This window comes from Micromonospora sp. RV43, from assembly GCF_001029515.1.
GTDB classification, from domain to species: domain Bacteria; phylum Actinomycetota; class Actinomycetes; order Mycobacteriales; family Micromonosporaceae; genus Micromonospora; species Micromonospora aurantiaca.
Map to the genome: position 1 here is coordinate 40247 of NZ_LEKG01000008.1, position 17045 is coordinate 57291.

A 17045-nucleotide genomic window follows, 5' to 3' on the forward strand; every position below is an offset into this window, starting at 1 on the left:
CCGGAACGGTCCCCGACGGTAGGACTTGCGCAGGCCCCGGGCCGTCAGCACGGCCGTCCCCGGCGGCCGGTCGGCTGCGGATTCCTCACCGCCGGTCACAGGTCACCTCCGTGCGCACGGGGTGGTGGTGCGAGGGTTCGTACTGCCCCAGCTTAGGGGCGGTGGGGGAGGGGTACCGCCGTTACGCCGGGCCCGTCTGCAGCGGCTGCCACCGCGCACGGTGAGGGCGACGGGAGTGTCCCGGGTGGTTCCGCGCGCCTGCCCGGCATCCTGGTCTTCGTGGTGTGGGTCCCCTCGGCAGGGTGCCCATGCGTGCCATCTACTATGCGTGATTAGTAGACGCGTGTCGGGATCGCTCGTTCCTGCCCATCTCGGCACGTGTGCTCTCGTGACACACGAGGAGGTGGCGATGCGACAGGTGGCGGGTTACCCCCATCGCGCGACGCAGCGCGCGGCGACTCTGGCACTGGCCGGCGCCATCGGCGCGGCGGCGGCGTTCGTCCTTCGCTTCGATCCGACCGACCGGGTCGCCGACCCCACCGGCCCCTGCCTCTGGCACGCGATGACCGGCATCAACGGTCCGGGTTGCGGCGGCACCCGAATGTTCTACTACCTGCTGCACGGCGACCTCCTCGAAGCGGCCCGCCACCATCTGGCCGCTCTGATCGCCGTTCCCTTCCTTCTCTACGCGGGCATTCGCTGGGCCGGCGTCGCCTGGTTCGGGCGGGAGTTGCCTGCGCTGCGGTTGTCGCCACGCGTCTACTGGATCTATGGTGCCGCCTTCCTGCTCTACAGCACCGTGTTGCGCAACCTGCCGTGGCCACCGTTCAGCTGGTTCGACATCCCGAACCTGACCCCTTGATGCGGCGGCTTCAGACCTCGATCTCTGGCAGGCGGATTTGCACCGACTATCCTGGTACAGCATGAAAAGCGCGAAGGCGGGCGCGTCGGGCGGGCCGGAGCAGCGCGCGGCCCTGTGGCTGATGCTGCTCGTCGCACTGGCCTTCGGTGTTCTCGGCATGCACACCGTCGGCCACCATCCCAGCCTCAGGGGCTCCGGCGTCGAAAGCGCGATGGCGGACCTGCGGCACACACCCGTGGTGCCGGCAGGCGAGCAGAGCCTCAGCGGCTCGGACGGCCACGGTCGCGGCGTTGACGCATTCGCCGTATGTCTGGCGGTGCTCGGCGCGGCGGTCGTTCTCGCCTCCCTGTCGATGCTCCGGCGGTGCCGACGAGAACTGCCCGTATCCGCACGCGCCAGGCAGTGGACGTGGGGTCGAGGATGTGGCCCTCCGCCCCGACCTCCCCTCGGACTGCGGATGACCGCGGTGTCGGTCCTGCGGACATAGACCCTCGCGCGCCGCCAAGCCCCCATCACAGGACCGTCTGCCAACCACTAGCGACAAGGACCATTCACTCGATGAAGCGAACCATCCTGCGCCGGACTGCCCTTGCCGGTGTCGCCCTGTCCGCTCTGCTCGTCACTGCCGCCTGCGGCGGGGGCGACGACATGGCCGGCATGGACCATTCCAACAGCAGCCTGTCGACCGGCGCCTCGTCCGCAGCGAACGGCACGTTTAACGACGCAGACGTCATGTTTGCCCAGATGATGATTCCGCACCACCAGCAGGCCGTTGAGATGGCCGGCCTCGCTCCGAGCCGCGCGAAGGACCCGGAGCTGAAGGATCTGGCCGCCAAGATCAAGGCCGCCCAGGATCCCGAGATCACCACCATGAAGGGCTGGCTGACGGCGTGGGGGAAGCCCACGTCTCCGCCCAGCGGCCACAACATGCCGGGGATGTCGGCCTCGCCCGGGCATGACATGCCGGGGATGAATTCGGACATGCCGGGCATGATGTCCGACCAGGAGATGGCTGACCTCACGGCCGCCAAGGGCACTGACTTCGACAAGAAGTTCGCCCAAATGATGATCGCCCACCACAACGGCGCCATCGAGATGGCCAAGACCGAACAGGCCAACGGCAGCAACCCGGACGCCAAGGCTCTCGCCGCCAAGATCGCCGCAGACCAGGCGGCGGAGGTGCGGACCCTCCAGAAGATCCTCGACCGCCTGTAGGCGCGTACCTGTCCGGCCGGGCTCGAACTCTGGTTCGAGTCCGGCCGGTCCCTTTTCCGGCTGACCGCCCTGAATCCTGTGGCCGGGGCCTCACCTGCGGAATGCGGGAACCGGGCCGCCAGTTGGTCCTTAACCGCAGGCCGGAGCCGGACGCTCCGGGGTGTGCGTATCCCGGCTCGCAGGCGCGTGCCGAACCGAGAAGAGCGGCGAGTGGTCCGCGTGATCGCTGCGGCTCCCCGAGGAGAGGCGATACATGAACAACCCTGCCCGACGGTTTTCGGTCAGCAACACCCACAACTCCGCCGTGGTGAGGAAATGCGTGGCCGCGGCGGGAGTGGCTCTTGCCGGCATCGTCGCCGCAGGTCCGGCGACAGCTGCCTTTGCCAACCCGGCTGCTGCCGAGGCGACAGCCAGAGCAGCTTCCGGCAAACAGGTGAACGACTACACGTTCCAGGCGCAGCCCAACATCTACTACTGCGGTCCTGCCTCCACGCGGATCGCGCTGAGCGCGCAAGGAAAGATCGAAGACCAGGACAAGCTGGCGAGTGAACTTGGCACCACCTTCGCCGGCACCGCCTCGGCCTTCGAGATCACCCGAGTGCTCAACGACAGCCTGGGCGAGCGGGAGTACAAGACCGTGGAGATTCCCAACGAATCGGCCAGCGCCGACGAGGTGCACCGGCTCAGGGCCGACCTCACCAAGGCCATCGACGAGCAGCGCATCCCGGTGGTCAACGTCATCGGTGCCGCCGTGGGTGCCGAAGGCGTCACCCGATCCTTCCCCGTGGGGCACTACCTCACCGTGGTCGGCTACGACAGCGACGGGGGCCGTCTCAAGATCGCCGATCCCTGGCAGCCTGTCGGTGATGGCACCTACTGGATCTCGGCTGCGGACCTGGCGAACTGGTCCGCCTCGCGCGGCTACTCGGCCTGACCAGCACCGTGGGCCCCTCGCCGTTCTGGCGAGGGGCCACTGTGCGGCTCGGCGATCCGGCGACGGACCCCTCCACCGCGGTCGATCCGACGATCAGGCCCAGATCACGTGGGTGACGACCATGGTGCCGTCGGCGAAGTGCCGGACGTAGGTGGAGTGCCGGTCGGCGCGGGAGCCGCTGACCAGCGTGCCCCAGCACTCCGGGGAGTTGCCGACCGAGGCGCCTGCCGGCGCGGAGCCGACCGTGCTGGTCGAGTCGACGTGCGAGTAGATGGTGACCAGTTCGTCGTAGTCGTGCTGGTTGGGGTGCTGGTTGGTGCTCGGGTCGTTGGTGTAGTCCATGCAGGTGCCGAGGTTGGCGTTGTTGAAGTTCTCGTCCTGGTGGTCGAGGCCGAAGGTGTGGCCGACCTCCTGGCAGGTGACGAGGTTGCGCCACGCCGGGGTGTTGTACTGGGCGGTGTTGAAGTAGGTGTCGTTCAGCTTCACGGTGCCCTGGGTGATGTGGGTGCCGCCGGTGACCGAGATCGAGGCGATGCCGAGCCAGCCGTTGTTGCCGTAGGTGGAGTTGCACACCTCGACCCGACCGGCGGTGGCCTTGCAGGTCTTCGGGCTGACCGAGCCGGCCACGACGGTCGTTCCAGGACGGTGGACTTGCTCCAGTCGGCGGAGGCGCCGGACAGCGCCGAGTCCCACTGCGAGCTGACGTTGTCACCGAGCTTCAGGCTGAACGGGTTGGCGGTGCGAGCCCAGTGGTAGCCGCCCCAGCTGTGGTTGGCCTGGGCGGGCGACGGGAAGGCCAGCAGGGCGAGGGCGGCGGCACCGGCGGCGGCCAGCAGTTTATTGCGCATTCCAGCTCCTCTGGGAGTGCCGTGGAGGGTGGGTACGGCATCGACTCGGGTCACTTCATACGCCTGCCCTGGCGGGGGTGGAACCTTGCGGAACGCAACCTTTCCGCCGTCTGCAAATATGGACCATCGTCGAGGTCGTTCTGGCCGGGCCGCGCGCTCCTGAGGTATCGGGCCTCTGTGCTCGCCAGCCCTCACGGTCCCGGTGCGCCTTGCTGGCCTGGCGGGTCGCCCCGCGTACCCTTGCGGGCACGAAGGGAGCGCACGTGGCAGAGCTGGGCAGACTCGAGGCGGCGGTCATGGACGTCCTGTGGCGGGCCGGCCAACCTCTGCTGGTCAGAGAGGTCCTCGACGCACTGACCACCGACCGCGCTCTGGCCTACACGACGGTTCTCACCGTGCTCGACAACCTGCACCGCAAGGGTTGGGCGGCGCGTGCGAAGGATGGCAAGGCCTACCGTTATCGCCCAGCCGGCAGCCGGGAGGAAATCGCCGCTCGCACGCTGCGTCAGGTGCTCGAGACCAGCACGGACCCCGACCTGGTGCTTCTGCATTTCGCCAGGTCGGCCTCGGATCGGGAACTGCACATCATCAAGCAGGTGCTCCACGAGCGGGAGCCCGGGGCGTGAGCATCGCGCTGGCACTGGTCGCCGGTGTCGTGGCCGCCGCCTGGTGGGGGCCCGTCGCGTTGCGATTCTGCTTCCGCCACGTTGCTGACCCGGTCGCCGTGCTGCTCGGCTGGCTCGGGCTGCTCGTCGCCGTGACGGCCACCTTCGGCGTCGCCGTCGCCGTGTTGCTCGCCCCGGGCGCTGCCCACGAGTGGGCACTGCATGACCTCGCCCGACTGTGTTGGCACTGGGCGCGGCCCAGCCGTCCCCCGGCCCTCGGCGAGGTCCTCGGCGGGGCGGGCGCTCTGGCCATGGTCGCGGCATTCACGAAGTTCGCCGCGTCCTGCGTCCGCCGCGCCCGGACGGCCGGTCGCGCCCGGCGCGTGCACGGGGATCTGCTGGCTCTCTCCGGCGGCGCGGCCGAGCCCGGTGACGGGGCGGTGCTGTGGATCCCACACCCCACCCCGTTGGCGTACAGCCTCGGCGGGGCCGGCGGGTTGACTGTGCTCGCCAGCTGTACCCGAGATCTGCCGGCGGATCAGCTCGCCGCGGTGCTGAGCCACGAGCGCGCCCATCTGCGCGAGCGCCACCACCTGCTGGTATCCGCCGTGGAAGGGCTTGCATCGGCCGTTCCCTGGCTGCCGCTGACGCGGGAAGCACCCGCCGCCGTCCGTCTGCTAGTCGAGCTGCGTGCGGACGCTGCGGCCGTCCGGGAGTGCGGCCATGCGGCCGTGCGCAATGCGCTCTTGAGCTTCGCTGGTGCGCCCCATCCGCCGTCCGCCCTGTCGATGGCCGGGGGAGAAGTGGGAGTCCGGTTGCAGCGGCTTCAGTCGCGTACCCCGCACGGCCGCAATCTTGCGACCCGGACCGCGTTCGCTGCGGCCGCCCTCGGGGCGCCCGTGGGCATCGGCATGCTCGCCGCGGTCCTCACCTGTCTCTAGACGGCCGCCGCGCACTCTGACGCGTGGGATGGAAGCGTCAGCCGGCGAGGCCACCGGTTTCATGGCCGCTGCTGGTCAGGTGGGCACGCAGTTGGTCGTCGGTGGGCTCGACCAGGAATTTGCCGTCCGGCCACACCAGGGTGGGAATGCGACGTTGCCCCTGCTGCAGGCCACGGATCAGGTCCGCCGCAGCCTGGTCCTCATCGACGTCGACGTACACGTACGGGATGCGGGCGGCGTCGAGCAGGGCGCGGCTGCGTCGCACGTCGGGACACCAGCCGGTGCCGTACACGACGAGCTCATCGGGGCGGGAACGATCGTTGACGGTCAACTCGGTCTCCTCGTCGCCGGGACGGATGGCAAGGCGGCATCCCTGGGCGCCAACCGGTGCCCCAGGGATGCGAGATGCCCCGCGGGTCAGTCCACGAGCTGGTAGCCGGCCCGCTGCACGACCGCGCGGACCTCGGCGGTGTCCAACGGGTTCTCGCTGAGAACGGTGATGGTGCCCGCGGCCACGTCGGCCTGGACGTCGGTCACGCCGGCGATCTCGGAGACGTGCCCGGTCACCTTCTTGGCGCAGCCGCCGCAGGTCATGCCGGACACCTGGTAGGTGCTCCGGGCGCCGCTGCCGGTGCCCTGGGCCGCCGGGGCGCTGTCGATCGTGATGGTGCCGCAGCCGCAGCTGGCTTCATTGCCGCACATGGGATCTCCTCGGTGTCGCAGACGATGGCGTGACGGTGCGCAAGGTCCGTCCGTCGACGGTCGGCTGTGCGCCGGCCCGCAGGCGTTTGAATATACCCCTCCCCGGTATGCCCCTCAAGACCTCGACCGATCCGTGTGCTTACCCTGGCATGTCATCCGGATCACTTGACGACAGGTACCGGTGGGGGGTACAAAATTGCCGCTACCCATACCCCCTAGGGGTAAGAAAAGGAGTGATCACGATGTCATCCGGATCGAAGCGCTGGTGGGCCCTCGGACTCATCGCCCTCGCCCAGTTCATGGTCATCATGGACACCTCGATCATCGGCGTCGCGCTACCACGCATACAGGCGGATCTGGGTTTCTCACCGGAGAGCCTGTCCTGGGTCTTCAACGCCTACGTCGTCGCGTTCGGCGGCCTGCTCCTGCTCGGCGGCCGGCTGTCCGACCTGTTCGGCGCCAAGCGGATGTTCGCCGCCGGCTGGGGTGTCCTGCTCATCGGCTCCGCCGCCGCGGGCCTGGCCGGCAGCGTCACGGTCGAACTGGCCGCCCGCGCCGTACAGGGAGCCGGTGCGGCGCTGATCGCCCCGTCGGCGCTGACGCTGCTGATGATGCTCTTCGGCGCCGAACCCAGGGAACTCACCCGGGCCCTCGCCCTCTACGGCGCGGCGGCACCCGCCGGTGGCACCGCGGGCGTCTTCCTCGGCGGCGTCATCACCGAATACCTCAGCTGGCCGTGGGTCTTCTACATCAACATTCCCATCGCCGCGCTCGCGCTGCTGGCCACCCCGGCCCTGATGCCCGCCGGCGGTACCCGCCGCGGTTCGCTGGACGTGCTCGGCGCCCTCACGGTCACCATCGGTCTCGGCGCCGCGGTGTACGGCATCGTCCGCGCCCCCGAGGTGGGCTGGGCCTCTGGGCAGACCTGGCTGGTGCTCGCCGGAGCCGTGGTCGCCCTCGCGGCGTTCGTCGCCATCCAGGCGGCCCGCCGGGAGCCGCTGATGCGGCTGTCGATCTTCCGGGCGCCGAACCTCGCCGCCGCCAACGTCGCCCAACTTCTGCTCGGTGCGGCGTGGATCCCGATGTGGTTCTTCCTCAACCTCTACCTGCAGCAGGTCCTCGGCTACAGCGCCTTCCCCAGCGGCGCGGCACTGCTGCCGATGACCATCCTCATCATGATCGGCATGATCGCGCTCGCCCCGCGCGCCATCGCCCGCTTCGGCCCGAAGCCCATGGTGGTCACCGGCCTCGCGGTCCTCGCCGTCGGACTCGGCTGGCTCGCGTTGGTCCGCCCCGACGGCAGCTTCACCGTTGACGTGCTGCCGGCCTCGCTGGTCGCGGCGCTGGGTATGTCGCTGGCGTTCATCCCGTCGCTCGGTACGGCGATCTCCAGCGCCCGCCCCGAGGAGGGCGGACTCGCCTCCGGCATCGTCAACACCGGCTACCAGGTCGGCTCCGCGCTCGGCCTGGCCGCGATGACCGCGGTCGCCTCCGCCGCCGGCGCCGACCGGCTCGGCGATCTGCCCGCCCTCACCGACGGATACTCCGCCGCCTTCGTCGGCGCCGGGATCATCGCCGCCGCAGGCGCCCTCACCGCCGGTCTCACCCTCCGCGCGGCCAAGCGACAGCCTGTTAACGAGGCCGAGACAGTACCCGCGGCCTGACCGAATCCATCAACCGCCTGTCTGACGCCGGTGGATGAGTCTGATCCCGACTGATCCACCGGCGCATTCATACGATCAGCGCCCGACCCACGCGAGGCGGCCCTGGCGGTGAGGTGCCCTCGACTCCTGTCACGCGCTGCTGCCGACTACGTCTCGGCGTTGACGAGGATCGCGGTGACCAGCACGACGGCGACCATCAGCAACGCCTCGACCAGGACAGTGCGGCGTAGCTGATAAGTGGCGTCCATCGCGCGGTCATCCAGCCTGGGCACGACGCGCCGGCTGTTGTACAGCCCGACGAGGGCAACAGCCGCCACCAGGGCGACCTTGACGAGAAGCACCCGCCCCCAGTCGGTGGTCACGAGATGGCCCGGCCGTTCCAGGATCAGCAGGGTCAACGCGACGCCAGCGACACCCGTGAGCGCTACCGCGGCGGTGGCCGGTATGGAGAATCGCACCGCCATTTCGGCGGCACCCGTCGGTACGCCGAGGCGGGCGCGGCTCAGCAACAGGGCAGCCAGGAGAAGAACTCCGCCGACCCACACCGCGGCGGCAATGGTGTGGGCGAAATCGGCCGCCACGACGACGGCCCGAGGTTCCGCGGTGACGGTGTGCCCATCGACCAGAAAGGAACCCAGCAGCAGTGCCACGGTGACCGCCATGAGCACAGGCCGCACCGGTCGCGCTCGCACCCGCTGAACGCCGTCGCCGGCCGCGCTGACGGCGGCAGCCGTCACCAGGTTCCGGGAGTCGGTGGGTATCGCTGCGACGGTCGGAACGGAGTGACGCCCGACCGCGTGCCGGCCCCGAATCAGCGCCGCTTCGAGTGAACCGGACACGAGCAGACCGGCCGCACCGGTGAGTCGCAGGACCAGGCCGGCGGCCACCGGTGTCTGGCTGAGGGCGGTCACCGACGAGGCGCTGGCCGCCGAGGCGAAGGTGCCCTGCTCGCTGAAGACCGCCGCGAGTGCAACCAGCTCAAAGGCCGCTCCAGCCGCCACCGCCAGCCCCGCCGTCCGCACCCAGATCTGCACCACCCGGATGTCACTGCGTGTGCCGACCAGTGTGGTCAACGCGAAGACAAGACCACCGACACCGAGCAGGATCGCCCCGTAGGAAAGCCAACGCCCGACGGCGCCGACAAACCGCACCGGCGCCTGTTCCGCGTCGGCGGTGTGGCCAACAGCGTGTCCTCCCGCGTGTGCCGACGGCGAAGCCGGGGGCACACCTGGCCCACCATGGCCGGCATGTCCGTGCGGGCTGGCTGTTGCCTGGGGTTTAGCGGCCGTTCCGGGCGTCGGGGGAGGCGAGGCCACCGTAAACGTGATGACACCCGTCAGGGGGTGGGCGTCCGGGGCCGCGACGCTCCATCGCAGCTTGAACGTGCCGGTGGTCAGGCGAGCGGTCGGGTGGACCAGCCACGTTCGGCCTCCGTCGGGCGTGTGGCTGGCGGCCGGTAGGCCGATGCCGTTGCCGTCGGAAAGCTTGAATCCCGCTCCTGTGGGCGTGCCGGCGGCGCTGAGCGTCAGCCGGATCTCCTGGACGGCGCCGTCGATCCGCGCGCCGTCGGCCGGAACGGCCCGGAGCAGCTTGAAATGTGCGGCCGCAGGGGAAGCGAACCCGAGGGCCACGATGAGGGCGGGAAACAGCGCCAGCCACACCCGAATTGCCCAGCGCGCGGCGCGACGTGCTGGCGACTGAGGACATGCGAGACCCGGCGATGCAGCAAGCAAGGTCAGGCCGCCCGGCGACGCCGCTGGAAAGGCACTGTTGATCCTTCCGCCAAGGAGGCGCGGGCCGGTGCCCACACATCGCTCCCACGTGGTGCGGTCGCCATCCTAGGTCAACTACTACCCGCCCTTAGTAGGGGCGGGTCAGCTTCGACGATCCAGAAAGTCAGGTTGGGGGAGAGCGCCAGCATGGTGGCATCGCCGACTCGCAACGGCGACGGACTGCGCCGGGAGTGGTGCGAGGCATTGCCGCGGTCCCGGTCAGCCGTGGTCGGGTCGCTCTGTGGCCCCGCGGTGACGGATTTTGAAGCGGGCCACCGCGATCAGCGCGACGATCATGCTCTCGTACGCGGTTCCCACTTGCTTCGCGCGGCGCGCGCCCAACCGTCGGCAGGGCGGCGATCCGGCCTTACGCCGCCCGCCGGGATTGGGTTGATTTTCGTCGAAGCCACGTCGACATTCGAACGTCGAGCTACCCGCGGTCTGCGCGGGCTGACTGCCGGGTGTCACGAGCGCCGCCAACTTCATCTCCATGAACGCCTGTGCGGTAACGGGGAGCTCGCACTGACTTGTGTCTGCGCGCGGCCTCGGCCCGTACCACCACTACCGCCGCTGCTGCCGGCCCGGGTTTGCTGAATTGTGACTGAAATTGGTGTGGGGCTACGTACGGCCGCCCAGGAAACGGCCATTCGGGTGAGTATGCGGCGATCGGCCAAGCAATTGAGCGCCAACAGCATTCCGATGTCCGGTTACGTCCCGAGGGTTCCGCTATAACTGCTCGTCCCATTGAGTGGCATGAGTAACTGGAGGTTCCGATCAGAGTAGCGATGTTCGAGGCTTATGCAGGTGGGAGCCCTTGGCATACGACGTACCCACCGGTAATGTCGGCGCGTCCGGTGCGGTTTCCGATCGCAAGTGGCGACGCCGCTCCGACCCGCCTAATCGTGATCTCATGAACCGGGGACCCAGGCAACACCGGGGTGAATCCGCGAGCCACGGCCCGCGGTAGGGCGTACTTCCCGCCCGAATCCGTCAGCTAACCCGGTAGGCGGCCACGGAAGGAGTGCCAGCCTCGTGCGAAACACCTCCCGATACTCCCCACGCCTCCACGGCATCGCGGTGCCGACACTCGCCTGACTGTGAGTCCCGGCAACTGCCCCCCAGCCCGGCCCACCGGGCGCTCCCCATCCCCGCGGCACCCCGCCCAGTCACAACGTGCGTGAGTTCCTCCGCGCGTCGGGCCGGCCTGTGCCGCTCCAGCCCGTGGAGGAACACATGAAGCACCACATGAAGCGTCAGCTGCGGCGTCTTGTGACCGAGCGCCCGTACAAGATCATCGCCGGCTCCGCCGCGGCGCTCGTGCTCGCCAGCGGCGTCGGCACGGCGCTGGCCGCCACCGATCACAACGCGCCCGTCCGCCAGGGGAACACCGCCGCCGGGCTGGCTCCGCGGCTCGGTGATGTCGCCACCCGCGGCGAGGCTCGCGTCGCCGCCGAGCCGTCGCCGTCAGCGAAGGACAGGGCCACGACCGACCCGGACGTGACCAAGAAGGCGAGGCCGAAGCCTCCGTCGACCAAGGTCCTCGACCACACCTACGAGGCGCAGACTGCCTACTGGAACTGCGGCCCGGCCGCTGTGCGCAACGCGCTCAGCGCGAGCGGCGTCGAGACCACCCAGGACGCGATGGTCGCCCCGCTGAACGCTGGCGAGAACGGCACCAACTCGGCGGAGGACACCACTCGCGGGCTCAACCAGATGGTCAAGGGCAACCCGTACCGGACGCACATGATCCCGGGCCAGGCCGCGACGCCGGCGCAGATCGACCAGCTCCAGGCCGACGTGGTCACCGCCATCACCGACGGCCGTGCCGTGGTCGCCAACACCGTCGGCTCCGCGACCGATACAGACGGCGGCTGGCACTCCTTCCCCGGCGGCCACTACATCGCCGTGGTCGGATATAAGGACGACGGCCGGACGGTGCGGATCGCCGACTCCGCCGACCCGAACATGGCCGCCTACTGGATGACCACCATCGACCTGGCGAACTGGATGGCCACCCGCGGCTACTCCGCCTGATCCCATCTCCGGCCCTCGGGCACCGGCTCGTTCGAGCCGGTGCCCGTCGCCTTTCGGTTCGCGCCCAGTAGCAGGCAGGACGGCACGTCGTGCGCCCTCTGGTATGGCTCAGCCGATCATCTTGTGCGGTCAGGTTAGGTGCCGCCCGACGCGGCGGGCAGGGGCGAACACGTACAGGTCCAGCATGCCGGGTGGGTTGGCCAGGCCGGGGCCGCCGGCGCGAAATCCGAACCAGCCCCTCTGTGGACTTTGGTGCGTCACCGATAACGGCATGACGCCGACACGGGAAACTCCATAGTGCCGCTCGCTGCTATAGGATTACGGCATGAGCACCCATGCTGAGCATGGGTGCCGTGACTTTGTGTCCGAATCCCTCGGACACAACATCTCCACATATTGATCATGGGTTGAACGGGCTCACTTGCCTGAGGCTCCTGTGGTCGGTGTACATCGTTCCTGATCGCAGATGATGCTGATCTTGTTTCTGTGCAGGAGCGCGGCCAGGTCATGCGGGTTCTGGGCGTCGCTGGCGAGGCCGGGATGTCCCATCAGTCGCGCGATGATGTGGTCTTCCCTGAGGTAGAGCATCTTGCGTCGGCCGTTGGTGGGCTGTTGGGTGCTGGTGTGGCCTTGGCGGCATCGGTAGCCCGGACGCTGGTTGATCCAGTGGGATTCCAGTCTTCGGCCGCATGGTGCGCAGCGCAGCAGGCCGGTGAACAGGTAGCGGCGGGCAGTCCCGTCGTGGCTGGCCACAACTGCACACCGTGCTGTTCGAGCAGGGGTGCCAGGTGCTGCAGCTGGTTGGCGGAGAATGCTCGTTCGTATTCGCCGACCACGATCGCGTCGAACCCACGGTGCGGATCGGGGAGCGCGGCCAGCAGCGCGGCGGCCTGCGGACGCTGCCGCCAGCCGCGGCGGCGCGAGCAGCCGGCATCGAAGTACTCGGCGACGATCAGCCCGTGACCGGCGACGAGTTCGCTGGCGCAGTCCCGCTGCCAGTGCCGGGACGTCACCCGGTCTTGATGCTCGATGGTCGACATCCGGCCGTAGAACGCAAACCGCAGACCACCCTGCCGCCGGACGCGCGGCTGCGCGCCGGCGTGCGGCTGGCTGTTGAGCCATCGGGTCATGGGATCCGCGGGATCGTCACTCTGGTGGTCCGACACGCCAACATTTCTACGAAGGATCTTCATGGTCGAGTCGGACAAAAAGTCCGCTGCGCTGGATGAAGGGCTGTCGGGCCGGAGCCGGTGGTAGCCGCCCGAACAAGGCGGTCCAGCTACGACCGCCCGATGCAGGCCGCGCCGACGAGTGGCCCACGGGACTTTCGAACGCGACGTGGTGACGCAGTGGTTCGCCGACCTTGAGATAAGCATCCGGGGCAGGACGGGAACCCGCACCCGCACGACGGCTGCGGCCGTGGAGTGTCGTAGTCTGCGCTGGTGACGTGGGACGGTCCGGCTGGTGCGATGCGCGGCTACCGCGCTGTCGCGGTGGCGGTCGTCGTCGCTGCGGTTCTGGTCCTGCACGCGCTGCAGTGCGCTAGGGGTCTGGACACTGCGACACCTTCGGCGGCTGCCAGTTCCACGACCTCCCTCGCTTCCTACGACGCGTCTGCGGCCCTGAACAGCCTCGCTGATGCCCTCGCCTCCGCCGATCCGGAGGCGACTGACGGGCATCATGCGCCGGCAGATGGCGGGAGCGTGGCCGTGACGGCCTGCCTGCTGTTGCTGGTGATCGGCGGCGCTGTCGTACTGGCGGCATTCCAGCGCTGGGTCCGCCGGCTACCTGTTGGCCGGGGGCTGCGTCACCGGCCGGTGAGCCGGCCTGTGACGGTCCGGCTGCTGTCACTGTTGTGCGTGTCGCGGGTGTAGAACCGGTTTGCGGTTGTGAGCCCGTGGCGGTCCACGCGTCCTGATACGTGGCCGGCTGAGTAGCCGTCGCGGGCCTTCGTTCCTGCCGAGTCTGCCAAACGTGGTCCTGGCCAGTCGGCCAGCAAGCTCGGCTGTCCCTTCGTCGGGTCTGAGGATGCCGTGAACGACACCGTCACTTACATGCTGGCCGTGCGCGGGTTGTGCTGCGACCGTGCGGAGAGCGCAGTACGGCGAATTTTGGAAGATCTGCCGGGGGTGCATCGGGCGCACGTGTCCGCAGCAGCGGGCCGCGCGGTGGTGGACGCCGACCCGGTCGTCGTCACCGCTCCCGTGCTGACCGCGGCGCTCGCCGCGTCCGGCTATCCGTCCCGGCTGGAATCGCTCTGATCTCCGGCCCGCCCGCCGCCTCCTGATCGGGGCGTGCGGTAGCGGGTTGACTCATTCGTGGAGAGTCGATGGCTGCTCTATCTGACAATCTGTTCACTCTTGCTCTCCTCGGCCACCTCACGGCCGTGATCGCCTTTGCCGCGGCCCAGGTGGCACCGCGGCGGGTTGCCGTACCGGTTCCTGCGACGGTGCCTGCGGCTGCCGTCCCGACGATGGCTGCCGTGTCGCGCCGGGTTGCCATCGGGCGCGTCGTCGGCCTGGGCGCGGTCGGGGCGGCCGCGGCGGCGCAGGCCGGCAGCCTGGTCGCCCGGGCGGCCGCGGCGGGGCGCGTGCCGTGGGGAAACATGTACGAGTTCATCGTGGCGGTGACCCTGGTCGGGGTGCTCGCCTGGCTGGTCCTGGCGGTCCGGCGCCCCGCGTTGCGGCCACTGGGCCTGTACGTCGCGGTGTGCGCGTTGGTGCTGCTCGCCGCGGCGGGCCTGCACGTGTACACGCCGGCGGGTCCGCTGGTACCGGCGTTGCAGTCGGTGTGGCTGGCGGTGCACGTCAGCGCCGCCGCAATCGCGTCCGGGTTGTTCCTGATCGGGTTCGTCGCTGCCGTGGCCCTGCTGCTACGGGCGCGTTATGAGCGACGGGGCACGCCGAGATCGGGGGATCTGCGTGACACCTTGGCGGCGCGGCTGCCCGCGATGGCGGTGTGGCGGCGGCTGTCGTTCCGGATGCACGGGGCGGGCTTCCTGGTGTGGACCTTCGCGGTGATGGCCGGAGCGGTGTGGGCGGAGGCGGCGTGGGGCCGCTTCTGGGGCTGGGACCCGAAGGAGACGTGGGCGTTCATCTCCTGGGTGGTGTATGCGGCCTACCTGCACGCGAACGCGACCGCGAGTGTGCGGGCCACCACCGCGGCGTGGGTGGCGGTGGTGGGCTGGGCGACGATGATGTTCAACCTGTTCGCGGTGAACCTGGTGATCTCTGGTCTGCACTCCTACGCGGGGGCCTGAGCCGTGGTCAGCCGCTACTTGACGGGGTTTGCGCCGCGGCCCGCGGCGGTTGTCGCACCTGCGTGCGGCGCGGAGCTCTCCTCGTCGTGCGGCGCGGCGGCGGCCGAGAGCAGCCGGGCGAACAGCTGGGCGGTGCGGGCGCCGGTCATGCCGGTGCCCGTGAACCGGTGGGTCACCCCGTTGACGTGTTCGATCGTGACGGTGATGCCGCCGTTGGCCTGCTCACTGCGGGCCGCGCTGATGTCCCGTACGTGGATGGCGGAGCCGGGGTGGCGCTCGGCGCGCCAGAGCAGCACTGCGGCGACGGCTGCACCGATGCCGCCGGCGATGATCAGGCCGACTGTCGCGGCGGTGGCCCACAGGCCGACGGCCGGGCCGATCGCGTGGCCGACACCGATGGAGATGGCAGCGAGGCCGAGGCCGAGCATCACCGCTCCGGCGGACCAGTGCAGCAGCCTCCGCCAGCGGGTGGCGGCGGGGGTGATCCACACCGTGGTGTCGTCGGAGCGGAGGCTGGCGGTCTCGCCGGAGTCGAGCGCAACGGGGAACACCTTCACGCCGCTACCGTACGTCACGCAGAGAGAGGGCGGACAACATGCCTGGCTTCCCGAGCGGCTATCGTCGGGGCGTGTCGCCCTGGCTTCGTCCCCGCTGGCTCGTTGGCCACGTGCTCGTCGGTGTGGTCGCGGTGGTGTTCCTGCGGCTGGGCTGGTGGCAGTGGCAACACGCGCGGCAGGGCAACACCCTCAGCTACGGGTACGCGTTGCAGTGGCCGCTTTTTGCCGCCTTCGGGGTCTTCTTCTGGGTCAAGGTGGTGCGCGAGCGGTTGAGCCACGCCGACGTCCGACGGCAGGGGGGCAGGCCGCAGGCAGCGGTGCCGTCGCTGGGTCACAGCTGGCGCTTCGAGCGCAGCGACCCGGACGGCGCGGCGCCGGCGCGGATGACGCCCGCCGCTGTGACGCAGACCGACGCCCAGGATCCGCAGGTGGCCGCCTACGAGGACATGCTGCGGTGGCTCAACGACGACCCCCGCCGGCACGTCTCGGACTACCCGGGCTTCCAGGACCGCTAGACCTCGACACCTCGAACGCGCCGCTGCCGGCACGGTCCCGTCGCACCGGCGTCGATGACGGCTGCCGGCTCAGGCAAATGCCGCCAGCGGTCTCCGCGGCGCCGAGCCTGCTGACAGATGTCCGCATCGACACCGTGCCGCCACCACCGCGCCGCTGCGCAGACAACCACCTGCGGCCGCGCCTGTGCGAAGGTCGTCACTCCAGTGCCGTGAGGCGTCCCGCCGGCGGCTCCCGCCACGCTGCTCTCCGGCTGCCCGCGGACGCGGCCGCGCCCGATAGGCAGCTCCTGGCGTCGGGCCTCGCCTCGACGACCATGCGTGGTTCTGCCGGCCGCTGCTCGTCGAAGTCACGCCTCGACCGTCGGTCGCGGCCCACGCGTGGGCGTCCTCGACCGGTGGCGGACGAGCGCCGCTGCGGTGTGCTTCCGCCCGGCCCGCCTTGCCAGCCGACCGGCATGGCTAGCGACGGCCCGTGCGGCCGAACACCCGACGTTGACCACGAGGACCAGGAGGGTCTGTGAACATGAGTACGCCGGCGACAGCCGGGCACGACGATCCGGCGGCCGGGGACGTGACGGTGCGGCCGAGGCGGATACGGCAGATCAGCCTGGGCGCCGCAGCGGTGATCCTGGCGATCAACGTGTACGCGGGGCTCACCTTGAGTGGAACCACCTCCAACGGGGGAAAACTGTTTCCCGCCGACCGGTGGGCAGTCATCGGGGTCGGGGTGTTATTCACCGGGCTGACCCTGCTGCCGTGGCGGCTGCGGGTGCAGGCCGACGTCGAGCGGGTGCGGGTGCGCAACCTGCTCGGTGATGTCACCGTGCCGTGGCAGGTGGTGGAGCGGGTTCGGTTCGACCGCAAGGCGGTGTGGGCGTCGCTGGATCTGGTCAACGGCGACGTGGTGCCGCTGCTGAGCGTGCAGGTGATCGACCACGCGGACGCCGTCGCTGCCGTCAGACGTCTGCGAACCCTGCTCGCCGCCGCCCGGGCCATGGATGCGGACGGGGCCGGTTCCGTGGCGCCACCCGCCGAGGGCGGGCCCGCCGTTGAAGGGGCGGCCCCTGCTGCGGGGGATCGATCCACCTCCAGTTGAGTTGCACTTATTGCAATGTGAGCATATGTTGGCTCGGTCGG

Annotated in this window: 21 protein-coding genes and 1 riboswitch; of the genes, 14 read left to right on the forward strand and 7 right to left on the reverse strand. The window is 69.6% G+C overall.

The window, feature by feature from the left end:
• Positions 1-409: 409 nt before the first annotated feature.
• The 4 genes from ABD52_RS03780 (at position 410) to ABD52_RS03790 (ending at position 3011) form a co-directional block, all read left to right on the forward strand.
• Positions 410-862 carry a DUF2752 domain-containing protein gene (locus tag ABD52_RS03780; protein ID WP_030271525.1) on the forward strand — a complete coding sequence of 151 codons (453 nt, stop codon included), beginning with the start codon at positions 410-412 and terminating at the stop codon, positions 860-862.
• A 61-nt stretch (positions 863-923) separates the two neighbouring features.
• Positions 924-1349 carry a hypothetical protein gene (locus ABD52_RS38910; protein WP_071098622.1) on the forward strand — a complete coding sequence of 142 codons (426 nt, stop codon included), beginning with the start codon at positions 924-926 and terminating at the stop codon, positions 1347-1349.
• Between the two features lie 71 nt (positions 1350-1420).
• On the forward strand, positions 1421-2077 hold the full coding sequence (locus ABD52_RS03785; protein WP_030271527.1) for a DUF305 domain-containing protein: 657 nt from the start codon (positions 1421-1423) through the stop codon (positions 2075-2077).
• A gap of 253 nt (positions 2078-2330) precedes the next feature.
• Positions 2331-3011, forward strand: coding sequence for a C39 family peptidase (locus ABD52_RS03790; RefSeq protein WP_052166170.1), 681 nt, complete (start codon positions 2331-2333; stop codon positions 3009-3011).
• Positions 3012-3104: 93 nt separating this feature from the next.
• Here ABD52_RS03790 and ABD52_RS03795 read toward each other — a convergent pair whose 3' ends face one another.
• Positions 3105-3638: a hypothetical protein gene (locus ABD52_RS03795; protein WP_052166171.1), complete on the reverse strand. Its 534-nt coding sequence runs from the start codon at positions 3636-3638 to the stop codon at positions 3105-3107.
• A gap of 484 nt (positions 3639-4122) precedes the next feature.
• Between ABD52_RS03795 and ABD52_RS03800 the strand changes: the two genes are divergently transcribed.
• The gene (locus ABD52_RS03800; protein ID WP_082171187.1) at positions 4123-4485 is read left to right on the forward strand and encodes a BlaI/MecI/CopY family transcriptional regulator; all 363 of its coding nucleotides are present in this window, start codon (positions 4123-4125) and stop codon (positions 4483-4485) included.
• The gene (locus tag ABD52_RS03805; protein WP_047890776.1) at positions 4482-5405 is read left to right on the forward strand and encodes a M56 family metallopeptidase; all 924 of its coding nucleotides are present in this window, start codon (positions 4482-4484) and stop codon (positions 5403-5405) included. The genes ABD52_RS03800 and ABD52_RS03805 overlap by 4 nt, the downstream gene beginning before the upstream one ends.
• Positions 5406-5442: 37 nt before the next feature.
• Here the strand turns inward: ABD52_RS03805 and ABD52_RS03810 are convergent, their stop codons facing one another.
• Together ABD52_RS03810 and ABD52_RS40570 are read right to left on the reverse strand one after the other, a co-directional pair.
• Positions 5443-5736, reverse strand: coding sequence for a glutaredoxin family protein (locus tag ABD52_RS03810; RefSeq protein ID WP_047890777.1), 294 nt, complete (start codon positions 5734-5736; stop codon positions 5443-5445).
• An 86-nt stretch (positions 5737-5822) separates the two neighbouring features.
• Positions 5823-6065: a heavy-metal-associated domain-containing protein gene (locus tag ABD52_RS40570; RefSeq protein ID WP_255352832.1), complete on the reverse strand. Its 243-nt coding sequence runs from the start codon at positions 6063-6065 to the stop codon at positions 5823-5825.
• A gap of 284 nt (positions 6066-6349) precedes the next feature.
• Between ABD52_RS40570 and ABD52_RS03820 the strand changes: the two genes are divergently transcribed.
• A complete protein-coding gene (locus ABD52_RS03820) occupies positions 6350-7771 on the forward strand; it encodes an MFS transporter (protein ID WP_030271537.1) in 1422 nt (473 codons plus the stop codon).
• Positions 7772-7917: 146 nt separating this feature from the next.
• On the opposite strand, the gene ABD52_RS03825 is transcribed toward ABD52_RS03820, so the two are convergent.
• Entirely contained in the window at positions 7918-9432 is a 1515-nt protein-coding gene (locus ABD52_RS03825) for a copper resistance CopC/CopD family protein (protein ID WP_030271539.1), read from the reverse strand.
• A 330-nt stretch (positions 9433-9762) separates the two neighbouring features.
• Positions 9763-10035 (reverse strand): hypothetical protein, encoded by a 273-nt coding sequence (locus ABD52_RS38915; protein WP_135241034.1) that lies wholly within the window; start codon positions 10033-10035, stop codon positions 9763-9765.
• A 391-nt stretch (positions 10036-10426) separates the two neighbouring features.
• Positions 10427-10567: riboswitch (cyclic di-AMP (ydaO/yuaA leader) on the forward strand.
• Between the two features lie 209 nt (positions 10568-10776).
• Between ABD52_RS38915 and ABD52_RS03830 the strand changes: the two genes are divergently transcribed.
• Positions 10777-11577, forward strand: coding sequence for a C39 family peptidase (locus ABD52_RS03830; RefSeq protein WP_036310744.1), 801 nt, complete (start codon positions 10777-10779; stop codon positions 11575-11577).
• A gap of 417 nt (positions 11578-11994) precedes the next feature.
• Here the strand turns inward: ABD52_RS03830 and ABD52_RS40575 are convergent, their stop codons facing one another.
• Positions 11995-12330 (reverse strand): zinc ribbon domain-containing protein, encoded by a 336-nt coding sequence (locus tag ABD52_RS40575; protein ID WP_230650663.1) that lies wholly within the window; start codon positions 12328-12330, stop codon positions 11995-11997.
• Between the two features lie 11 nt (positions 12331-12341).
• On the opposite strand from ABD52_RS40575, the gene ABD52_RS40580 reads away from it, so the two are divergent.
• The 4 genes from ABD52_RS40580 (at position 12342) to ccsB (ending at position 14836) form a co-directional block, all read left to right on the forward strand.
• Positions 12342-12806 (forward strand): hypothetical protein, encoded by a 465-nt coding sequence (locus tag ABD52_RS40580; RefSeq protein ID WP_225319833.1) that lies wholly within the window; start codon positions 12342-12344, stop codon positions 12804-12806.
• Between the two features lie 213 nt (positions 12807-13019).
• Positions 13020-13451, forward strand: a complete 432-nt coding sequence (locus ABD52_RS03835; protein WP_141722619.1) for a hypothetical protein — start codon at positions 13020-13022, stop codon at positions 13449-13451.
• Between the two features lie 159 nt (positions 13452-13610).
• Positions 13611-13838 (forward strand): cation transporter, encoded by a 228-nt coding sequence (locus ABD52_RS38010; RefSeq protein ID WP_082171188.1) that lies wholly within the window; start codon positions 13611-13613, stop codon positions 13836-13838.
• 68 nt (positions 13839-13906) lie between these two features.
• Positions 13907-14836 (forward strand): c-type cytochrome biogenesis protein CcsB, encoded by a 930-nt coding sequence (ccsB, locus tag ABD52_RS03840; protein WP_030271546.1) that lies wholly within the window; start codon positions 13907-13909, stop codon positions 14834-14836.
• Between the two features lie 14 nt (positions 14837-14850).
• Here ccsB and ABD52_RS03845 read toward each other — a convergent pair whose 3' ends face one another.
• Positions 14851-15393 (reverse strand): hypothetical protein, encoded by a 543-nt coding sequence (locus tag ABD52_RS03845; protein WP_123111663.1) that lies wholly within the window; start codon positions 15391-15393, stop codon positions 14851-14853.
• Positions 15394-15464: 71 nt separating this feature from the next.
• Here ABD52_RS03845 and ABD52_RS03850 point away from each other — a divergent pair, with 71 nt between their 5' ends.
• Together ABD52_RS03850 and ABD52_RS03855 are read left to right on the forward strand one after the other, a co-directional pair.
• A complete protein-coding gene (locus ABD52_RS03850) occupies positions 15465-15908 on the forward strand; it encodes a hypothetical protein (protein WP_030271549.1) in 444 nt (147 codons plus the stop codon).
• Positions 15909-16479: 571 nt separating this feature from the next.
• Positions 16480-17004, forward strand: coding sequence for a PH domain-containing protein (locus tag ABD52_RS03855; protein ID WP_161801600.1), 525 nt, complete (start codon positions 16480-16482; stop codon positions 17002-17004).
• Positions 17005-17045: the final 41 nt, after the last annotated feature.